The 9218-nt window shown below is 73.7% G+C and carries 9 protein-coding genes and 1 pseudogene; all 10 read left to right on the forward strand.

Features of this window, described 5'->3' with window-relative positions; all coding sequences use genetic code 11:
- Positions 1 to 97: pseudogene (locus tag IE271_RS39365) on the forward strand (ABC transporter ATP-binding protein); the annotation flags it as partial.
- A 455-nt stretch (positions 98 to 552) separates the two neighbouring features.
- Positions 553 to 1455, forward strand: a complete 903-nt coding sequence (gene hpnC / locus IE271_RS39370; RefSeq protein ID WP_190195249.1) for a squalene synthase HpnC — start codon at positions 553 to 555, stop codon at positions 1453 to 1455.
- Complete coding sequence (gene hpnD, locus IE271_RS39375) at positions 1452 to 2405, forward strand: presqualene diphosphate synthase HpnD (protein WP_190195250.1); 954 nt, start codon at positions 1452 to 1454, stop codon at positions 2403 to 2405. The genes hpnC and hpnD overlap by 4 nt, the downstream gene beginning before the upstream one ends.
- Positions 2402 to 2542, forward strand: coding sequence for a DUF6380 family protein (locus tag IE271_RS44240; protein ID WP_351286447.1), 141 nt, complete (start codon positions 2402 to 2404; stop codon positions 2540 to 2542). The genes hpnD and IE271_RS44240 overlap by 4 nt, the downstream gene beginning before the upstream one ends.
- Complete coding sequence (gene hpnE / locus IE271_RS39380) at positions 2539 to 4053, forward strand: hydroxysqualene dehydroxylase HpnE (RefSeq protein WP_190195251.1); 1515 nt, start codon at positions 2539 to 2541, stop codon at positions 4051 to 4053. Before IE271_RS44240 ends, hpnE begins: the two co-directional genes overlap by 4 nt.
- Before the next feature lie 59 nt (positions 4054 to 4112).
- Positions 4113 to 5180 carry a polyprenyl synthetase family protein gene (locus IE271_RS39385; RefSeq protein WP_373308912.1) on the forward strand — a complete coding sequence of 356 codons (1068 nt, stop codon included), beginning with the start codon at positions 4113 to 4115 and terminating at the stop codon, positions 5178 to 5180.
- 136 nt (positions 5181 to 5316) lie between these two features.
- The gene (shc, locus tag IE271_RS39390; RefSeq protein ID WP_190195253.1) at positions 5317 to 7386 is read left to right on the forward strand and encodes a squalene--hopene cyclase; all 2070 of its coding nucleotides are present in this window, start codon (positions 5317 to 5319) and stop codon (positions 7384 to 7386) included.
- Positions 7386 to 8018 carry a phosphorylase family protein gene (locus IE271_RS39395; RefSeq protein ID WP_190195254.1) on the forward strand — a complete coding sequence of 211 codons (633 nt, stop codon included), beginning with the start codon at positions 7386 to 7388 and terminating at the stop codon, positions 8016 to 8018. Before shc ends, IE271_RS39395 begins: the two co-directional genes overlap by 1 nt.
- A gap of 5 nt (positions 8019 to 8023) precedes the next feature.
- Entirely contained in the window at positions 8024 to 9046 is a 1023-nt protein-coding gene (hpnH, locus tag IE271_RS39400) for an adenosyl-hopene transferase HpnH (protein ID WP_190195255.1), read from the forward strand.
- Between the two features lie 4 nt (positions 9047 to 9050).
- The coding region (locus tag IE271_RS39405; protein ID WP_373308913.1) for a flavodoxin-dependent (E)-4-hydroxy-3-methylbut-2-enyl-diphosphate synthase at positions 9051 to 9218 on the forward strand (168 nt) is incomplete at its 3' end.

Genomic DNA, 9218 nt, shown 5'->3' on the forward strand with positions numbered 1-9218 from the left:
CTGCGACCGGGTGCTGTGGCTGGAACGCGGCGAGCTGCGCATGGACGGGCCCACCGAAGAGGTCATGAAGGAGTACGAGAAGTTCACCGGCAAGTAGGAATCCGGGATCCGGGCGTGCCGGGCCGGGACCGGGCTCCGGCCGCCGGGTCCCGGCCCCGCGTACGGGGCCGGTGCGCCCGTGAAACCGGAGGGGTCGCGAAGGCGTCCCGGTCGGCAAAGGAACGGCCATGGGGACGTCCCGGTCGGCAAAGAAGAGTCCAACTTCCGCCGCCCGTAGGAATCTTGACGCCGATCGGTGTGTTGTCGTGGTGCGCCGGACACCCCGCCGGAGCGCGGTGCGTTGTACAACGTAAGCTGTACCGGGTGCCGATTTCGCGGCACATAGGTCGATAACGCGCGACACCGGCGTCGAAATGTCGCAGGTCACTGGGCGGCGTGTCCGAAATGGGATGTATTGAGTCGGCAGTGTAGAACGGGAGATGTGACGGCGATGGCTACGGAGACTCCCTACCTGCGCGAGGGGCGTGCCGTCCGTGTGCCGGGCAGTGAGCGGTGACGGGAGCCGGTGAGTCCCGCGCGGACGACCCCGCGCGCGGCACCCTCGACAAGGCCGCGGAGGAGAACTTCCCCGTGGCCCCGTTCTTCCTGCCCAGGGCCTGGCGCGAGGACCTCGTGGCTCTCTACGGCTTCGCCCGGCTCGTCGACGACATCGGCGACGGCGACCTCGCCCCCGGCGGTGCCGACGCCCGTCTCCTCGGCGTGTCGCCGCGGGAGGCCCAGGACCGGCTCGTCCTGCTCGACGCCTTCGAGGCCGACCTGCGCCGGGTCTTCGACGGCACGCCGCGCCACCCCCTGCTGCGCCGTCTGCAGCCCACGGTGCGCCGCGCCCGGCTCGCCCCCGAGCCGTTCCTCGGCCTGATCGCCGCCAACCGCCAGGACCAGCTCGTCCGGCGCTACGAGACCTACGACGACCTGCTCGCCTACTGCGAGCTCTCGGCCAATCCGGTCGGCCGCCTCGTCCTGTCCGTCACCGGCACCTCGACCCCCGAGCGGGTGCGCCGCTCCGACGCCGTGTGCACCGCGCTGCAGATCGTCGAGCACCTCCAGGACGTCGCCGAGGACCTCGGCCGCGACCGCGTCTACCTGCCCGCCGAGGACATGAAGCGCTTCCACGTCCAGGAGGCGGACCTCGCGGCGGACTCGGCAGGAGCATCGGTGCGCGCGCTGGTCGCATTCGAAGCAGAACGCGCCCGCAACCTCCTGAATGAAGGCACCCCCCTCGTGGGTAGCGTGCACGGCAGGCTGAGGCTGCTGCTCGCGGGGTTCGTCGCGGGGGGAAGGGCGGCACTGGGCGCGATCGCCGCCGCCGAATTCGACGTACTTCCCGGTCCGCCCAAGCCCGGCAGGATGCGATTGCTGCACCAGGTGGGCGTCACTCTGCGAGGAAAGGGGTGATCCGGACCGTGGAGTCGGAGCACCACGTGCCCGCGCCGGTACTCGCCGCCTACAGCTACTGCGAGACGGTCACGGCGCAGCAGGCCCGCAACTTCGCGTACGGCATCCGGCTGCTGCCGGCCGCCAAACGCCGCGCCATGTCGGCGCTGTACGCGTTCTCGCGGCGGGTCGACGACATCGGCGACGGCACCCTGGCGCCCGAGGTCAAGACCGCCCGTCTGGAGGAGACCCGGGCCGTGCTCGCGCGCGTGCGGGGCGGCGGCGTGGCCGAGGACGACACCGACCCGGTCCCGGTCGCCCTCGGCCACGCCGCCGACCACTTCCCGATCCCGCTGGACGGCCTGGACGAGCTCATCGACGGCGTCCTCATGGACGTGCGCGGCGAGACCTACGAGACCTGGGACGACCTGAGGGTCTACTGCCGCTGCGTGGCCGGGGCCATCGGACGGCTCTCCCTCGGGGTGTTCGGCACGGAGGCGGGGGCGCACGGCGCCGACCGCGCCCCGGAGTACGCCGACACGCTCGGCCTCGCGCTCCAACTGACCAACATCCTCAGAGACGTCCGCGAGGACGCCGAGGGCGGGCGCACCTACCTCCCGGCGGACGACCTCGCGAAGTTCGGCTGCTCGGCCGGCTTCGCCGGGCCCGTCCCGCCCCCCGGCTCCGACTTCGCGGGTCTCGTGCACTTCGAGGTGCGCCGGGCCCGCGCCCTCTTCGCGGAGGGCTACCGGCTGCTGCCCCTGCTCGACCGGCGCAGCGGCGCCTGCGTCGCGGCCATGGCCGGCATCTACCGCCGGCTGCTCGACCGGATCGAGCGCGAGCCGGAGGCCGTCCTGCGCGGCCGCGTCTCGCTGCCCGGCCGCGAGAAGGCGTACGTCGCCGTGCGCGGGCTGTCCGGCCTGGACGCCCGGCACGCCGCCCGGGGGACCGTCCGAAGGCGCGTCCGATGAGCGGGCGGGAGCACGGCGGCACGCCCGCCGGCGAGCGGCGGGCAACCCTCCGTACGGTGGGCGCGTCCCTGACTGCGACGGCCGGCCGCGCGACGTGCGCGCGTGACGGCGGGGCCGCGGGGGAGGGGGCGCGATGACCGGGGACACCGAGCCGTCGGCGCCGGCCGCGCGCGCGGCGGACCGTCCCGCGGGGACGAGCGCCGTCGTGGTGGGCGGCGGGCTCGCCGGGATCACCGCGGCGCTCGCGCTCGCGGACGCCGGGGTGCGCATCACCCTGCTGGAGGGCCGGCCCCGCCTGGGCGGGCTCGCCTTCTCCTTCCGCCGCGGCGGGCTGACCGTGGACAACGGCCAGCACGTCTACCTGCGCTGCTGCACCGCCTACCGCTGGTTCCTGGACCGCATCGGCGGGGCGGGCCTCGCGCCGCTGCAGGACCGGCTCGACGTACCCGTCGTCGACGTGGCGAAGCCGGAGGGGCGCCGGCTCGGCCGGCTGCGCCGCGACGCCCTGCCCGTACCGCTGCACCTGGGCCGCAGCCTCGCCACGTATCCGCACCTCTCGCTCGCCGACCGGGCGCGGGTCGGGCGAGCCGCGCTCGCGCTGCAGAGGCTCGACCCCGCCGACCCGGCCCTTGACGGGCAGGACTTCGGCGGCTGGCTGGCCGCGCACGGCCAGTCGGAGCGCGCGATCGAGGCGCTGTGGGACCTGGTCGGGGTCGCCACCCTCAACGCGGTCGCGGGGGACTGCTCGCTCGCACTCGCCGCCATGGTGTTCAGGACCGGTCTGCTCTCGGACCCGGGCGCGGCCGACATCGGCTGGGCGCGCGTCCCGCTGGGCGACCTGCACGACGGGCTCGCCCGTACCGCGCTGGAGGCGGCGGGCGTGCGCACGGAACTGCGTACGCGCGTCGGCTCCGTCTCCCGCACGGGAAGCGGGCGCTGGGCCGTGGAGGTGCCCGGCGAGACGCTGGAGACCGACGCCGTCGTGCTCGCCGTGCCCCAGCGCGAGGCCCACGGCCTGCTGCCCGCCGGCGCCCTCGACGCGCCCGAGCGCCTGCTGGAGATCGGCACGTCGCCCATCCTCAACATCCACGTGGTGTACGACCGCACGGTGCTGCGCGCGCCGTTCCTCGCCGCCCTCGGCTCCCCGGTGCAGTGGGTCTTCGACCGCACCGAGGCGTCCGGCCTGGAGTCCGGCCAGTACCTCGCGCTGTCCCAGTCCGCCGCGCAGGACGACATCGACGCGCCCGTCGCCGCGCTGCGCGAGCGCTACCTGCCCGAGCTGGAGCGGCTGCTGCCCGCCACGCGCGGGGCGGCCGTCCGGGACTTCTTCGTCACCAGGGAGCGCACGGCCACGTTCGCCCCGTCGCCCGGGGTCGGCCGGCTGCGGCCAGGCAACCGCACCAAGGCGCCGGGCCTGTACCTGGCCGGCGCGTGGACCGCCACCGGCTGGCCCGCGACCATGGAGGGCGCGGTCCGCAGCGGCACCGGCGCCGCCGACGCCGCGCTGCGCGCCCTCGGCAGACCCCGCGGCCACCTCTTCGGGACCGTCGCGGAGTCGGATTACCACGTTCCGTCCGCTGACGACCCCGGGCCCCCCGCCCGTGTCCCCGAGGGGTCCGGTGTATCACTGCGAGGTGATCTCCGGTGACGGCCGTTCTGCGTTCGGCAGGATTCCGCACTCCCGGTACCGCAACAAGAGGAGAGACTGTGCCCCCTGTGACCCCGGCCCCGACCGCCGCCGACGCGGTGGACGTGACCGCGCTGCTGGAGCGCGGCCGGACCCTGGCCACACCGGTGCTGCGGGCGGCCGTCGACCGCCTCGCCCCTCCCATGGACACCGTCGCCGCCTACCACTTCGGCTGGATCGACGCCCAGGGCAACCCGGCCGACGGCGACGGCGGCAAGGCCGTACGGCCGGCCCTGGCCGTGCTGTCCGCGCAGGCCGCGGGCGCCGCACCGGAGGTGGGGGTGCCCGGCGCGGTCGCCGTCGAGCTGGTGCACAACTTCTCGCTGCTGCACGACGACCTGATGGACGGCGACGAGCAGCGCCGCCACCGCGACACCGTGTGGAAGGTGCACGGCCCCGCCCAGGCCATCCTCGTCGGCGACGCGCTCTTCGCGCTGGCCAACGAGATCCTGCTGGAGCTCGGCACCGTCGAGGCCGGCCGCGCCACCCGCCGCCTGACCAGGGCGTCCCGCGCCCTCATCGACGGCCAGGCCCAGGACATCTCCTACGAGCACCGCGAGCGGGTCACCGTCGAGGAGTGCCTGGAGATGGAGGGCAACAAGACCGGCGCCCTGCTCGCCTGCGCCAGCTCCGTCGGTGCCGTCCTCGGCGGCGCCGACGACCGCACCGCCGACGCCCTGGAGCGCTACGGCCACCACCTCGGCCTCGCCTTCCAGGCCGTCGACGACCTGCTGGGCATCTGGGGCGACCCGGAGTCCACGGGCAAGCAGACCTGGAGCGACCTGCGCCAGCGCAAGAAGTCCCTGCCGGTCGTGGCCGCCCTCGCGGCGGGCGGGCCGGCCTCCGAACGGCTCGGCCGGATCCTCGCCGAGGACGCCAAGAGCAGCGACTTCGAGAACTTCTCCGAGGAGGAGTTCGCCGCGCGCGCCGCCCTCATCGAGGAGGCGGGCGGCCGGGAGTGGACCGCCCAGGAGGCGCGTCGTCAGCACACCGTCGCCGTCGAGGCGCTGGACACGATCGACATGCCGGACCGGGTGCGGGCGCAGTTCACGGCGCTCGCCGACTTCGTCGTCGTACGGAAGAGATGATCACTATCGGGCGAATAGACCTCGCGTAGTCGCCGGCCGGTGCCCCGGAGCGAGCGGGGAGGACCCAGCACAGGGCGCACCGGCCGACGGCGGACCCACAGCAGATGGACCGATTTCACTGCACGAAGGGGAAGCCATGACAGCGACGACCGACGGAAGCACGGGCGCGGTACCGCCCCGCACTGCCTCGGCCACCAGCGCAGAAGCCATCGACGACGTGTCCCTCCCGGCGGCCGGGACCGACGTCGCCCAGGACGCCGCCGAACGCGCGATACAGCGCGCCACCGACTTCCTCCTCTCGGCCCAGGACGCCGAGGGCTGGTGGAAGGGCGACCTCGAGACCAACGTCACGATGGACGCCGAGGACCTCCTGCTCCGCCAGTTCCTGGGCGTCCAGGACGAGTCCGTCACCCGCGCCGCCGCGCTGTACGTACGCGGCGAGCAGCGCGAGGACGGCACCTGGACCACCTTCCACGGCGGCCCCGGCGAGCTCTCCACCACCATCGAGGCCTACGTCGCCCTGCGGCTGGCCGGCGACGCGCCCGACGCGCCGCACATGGCGAAGGCGTCCGCGTGGATCCGCGCGCAGGGCGGCATCGCCGCCTCCCGCGTCTTCACCCGCATCTGGCTCGCCCTGTTCGGCTGGTGGAAGTGGGAGGACCTGCCCGAGCTGCCGCCGGAGCTGATCTGGTTCCCGAAGTGGTTCCCGCTCAACATCTACGACTTCGGGTGCTGGGCGCGGCAGACCGTCGTGCCGCTCACCGTGGTCTCCGCGCTGCGCCCGGTGCGGCCCGCGCCGTTCCCGCTCGACGAGCTGCACACCGACCCCCGCCGCCCCAACCCGCCCGCGCCCCTGGCCCCGGCGGCCAGCTGGGACGGCCTCTTCCAGCGGCTGGACAGGGTGCTGCACGGCATGCGCCCGCTCGTGCCGAAGCGGCTGCGCGCGGCGGCGATGAACGCGGCGGCCCGCTGGATCATCGAGCGCCAGGAGAACGACGGCTGCTGGGGCGGCATCCAGCCGCCGGCCGTCTACTCGGTCATCGCCCTGCACCTGCTCGGCTACGACCTCCAGCACCCGGTGATGCGTGCCGGCCTGCAGTCCCTGGACCGGTTCGCGGTGTGGCGCGAGGACGGCTCCCGGATGATCGAGGCCTGCCAGTCGCCCGTCTGGGACACCTGCCTGGCGACCGTCGCGCTCGCCGACGCGGGCCTGCCCGCCGACCACCCGGCGCTGGTGAAGGCCGCAGACTGGATGCTCGGCGAGCAGGTCGTCCGGCCCGGCGACTGGTCCGTGCGCCGCCCCGGACTCCAGCCCGGCGGCTGGGCGTTCGAGTTCCACAACGACAACTACCCCGACACCGACGACACCGCCGAGGTCGTCCTGGCGCTGCGCCGCGTGCGGCACCACGACCCCGAGCGCGTCGAGAAGGCCGTCGCGCGCGGGGTGCGCTGGAACCTCGGCATGCAGTCGAAGGACGGCGGCTGGGGCGCCTTCGACGTCGACAACACCAGCGCCTTCCCCGACCGGCTGCCGTTCTGCGACTTCGGCGAGGTCATCGACCCGCCGTCGGCCGACGTCACCGCGCACGTGGTGGAGATGCTCGCCGTCGAGGGCCTGTCCCACGACCCGCGCACCCGCCGCGGCGTCGCCTGGCTGCTGGCGAACCAGGAGGAGAACGGCTCCTGGTTCGGCCGCTGGGGCGTGAACTACGTGTACGGCACCGGCTCGGTCGTCCCGGCCCTCGCCGCCGCCGGGCTGCCCGGCTCGCACCCGGCGATCCGCCGCGCCGTGGCCTGGCTGGAGAGCGTGCAGAACGACGACGGCGGCTGGGGCGAGGACCTGCGCTCCTACGACGACGCCGGCGGCTGGGGCGGCCGCGGCGCCTCGACCGCCTCGCAGACCGGGTGGGCCCTGATGGCGCTGCTCGCCGCGGGGGAGCGGGAGTCGAAGGCCGTCGAGCGCGGCGTCCTGTGGCTCGCCCGCACCCAGCGCGCGGACGGCTCCTGGGACGAGCCGTACTTCACCGGCACCGGCTTCCCGTGGGACTTCTCCATCAACTACCACCTCTACCGGCAGGTCTTCCCGCTCACCGCGCTCGGCCGGTACGTCCACGGGGAGCCCTTCCGCACCCGTGCCGCGGAGCCGGGGCAGCGGACCGCGCCGGCCGCGGCCGGCGTCTCCGCGACCCTCGGCCGGACCGGGTGATGGCCGCGCCAGCCCCCCTCCTGGTCGCCTGCGCGCTCGGCATCGAGAAACTCGCCCTGCGCAGCGGCGACCGGGCCGGGGCCGATGTGCCCGTCACCGTGCTGCGTACCGGCATGGGGCCCGCGGCCGCCGAGCGCTCCGTCACCCGGGCGCTCGGCGGCCCGGCGCTGCGCGACGCCGCGGTGCTGGCCACCGGGTTCTGCGCCGGGCTCGCCCCCGGTATGCACCCCGGCGACCTCGTGGTGGCCGAGGAGACCCGCGACCCGCGCGGCACGACCCGCTGCACGGGCACCGAACTGCTGGTGAAGGAGCTGACGCGGCTGCTGCCCGGCCGCACGGTCCACACCGGCCCGCTCACCGGCGCGGACCACGTCGTCCGCGGCCAGGAGCGACTGGAGCTGTACGCGTCCGGCGCGCTCGCGGCGGACATGGAGTCGGCGGCCACGCTGCACGCCGCCGCCCTGGCGGGCGCCCGTCCCGTTGCCGCCGTACGGGTGGTCGTGGACGCCCCGAAGCACGAACTTGTCCGGATCGGCACAGTGCGCGGTGGAATATCGGCTTTCCGTGTTCTTCGCTCGGTCCTACCCGCTTTCTTTGAATGGCACCGTTCTTCGCCGCTCCCCAGGAGGTGAGCCAGATGGCCATGCCGCTCCGCCAGACCATCAAGGTCGCGACGTACCTCTTCGAACAGAAGGTCCGCAGGCGGGACAAGTTCCCGCTCATCGTCGAACTGGAACCGCTCTTCGCCTGCAACCTCAAGTGCGAGGGCTGCGGCAAGATCCAGCACCCGGCCGGCGTGCTCAAGCAGCGCATGCCGGTGGCGCAGGCCGTCGGGGCGGTGCTGGAGTCCGGTGCGCCCATGGTGTCCATCGCCGGCGGCGAGCCGCTGATGCACCCGCAGATCGACGAGATCGTGCGCCAGCTGGTGGCGAAGAAGAAGTACGTCTTCCTCTGCACCAACGCCATGCTGCTGCGCAAGAAGATGGACAGGTTCACCCCGTCGCCGTACTTCGCCTTCGCCGTGCACATCGACGGCCTGCGCGAGCGGCACGACGAGTCGGTCGCCAAGGAGGGCGTCTTCGACGAGGCCGTGGAGGCCATCAAGGAGGCCAAGCGGCGCGGCTTCCGGGTGACGACCAACTCCACCTTCTTCAACACCGACACCCCGCAGACGATCATCGAGGTGCTCGACTTCCTCAACGACGAGCTGAAGGTGGACGAGATGATGATCTCGCCCGCCTACGCCTACGAGAAGGCGCCCGACCAGGAGCACTTCCTGGGTGTCGAGCAGACCCGCGAGCTGTTCCGCAAGGCGTTCTCCGGGGGCAACCGGCTGAGGTGGCGGCTGAACCACTCGCCGCTGTTCCTGGACTTCCTGGAGGGCAAGGTCGACTTCCCGTGCACGGCCTGGGCCATCCCGAACTACTCCCTGTTCGGCTGGCAGAAGCCCTGCTACCTGATGAGCGACGGGTACGTGCCGACGTACCGGCAGCTGATCGAGGAGACCGACTGGGACGCGTACGGCCGCGGCAAGGACCCGCGGTGCGCCAACTGCATGGCGCACTGCGGCTACGAGCCCACCGCGGTCCTGGCCACCATGGGCTCCCTCAAGGAGTCCCTGCGGGCCGCCCGCGAGACCGTCTCCGCGAACCGCGGGTGACGCCATGACAGCCCTTCCCCTCGGAGTCCCCGAGGTGCCGGCCCGGCCGGTGGCGCGGCGCAGGGCGTCGCGGCGGATCCAGGTCGGGACCGTGGCCGTGGGCGGGGACGCGCCTGTCTCGGTGCAGTCGATGACGACGACGCGGACGTCGGACATCGGGGCGACGCTGCAG

This window comes from Streptomyces minutiscleroticus, from assembly GCF_014650875.1.
Classification (GTDB): Bacteria; Actinomycetota; Actinomycetes; order Streptomycetales; family Streptomycetaceae; genus Streptomyces; species Streptomyces minutiscleroticus.

Coding starts and splice junctions, on each gene's coding strand:
- IE271_RS44240 (WP_351286447.1), top strand. CDS start 2,402: ATGAGCGGGCGGGAGCACGGCGGCACGCCCGCCGGCGAGCGGCGGGCA.
- hpnE (WP_190195251.1), top strand. CDS start 2,539: ATGACCGGGGACACCGAGCCGTCGGCGCCGGCCGCGCGCGCGGCGGAC.
- shc (WP_190195253.1), top strand. CDS start 5,317: ATGACAGCGACGACCGACGGAAGCACGGGCGCGGTACCGCCCCGCACT.
- IE271_RS39395 (WP_190195254.1), top strand. CDS start 7,386: ATGGCCGCGCCAGCCCCCCTCCTGGTCGCCTGCGCGCTCGGCATCGAG.
- hpnH (WP_190195255.1), top strand. CDS start 8,024: ATGGCCATGCCGCTCCGCCAGACCATCAAGGTCGCGACGTACCTCTTC.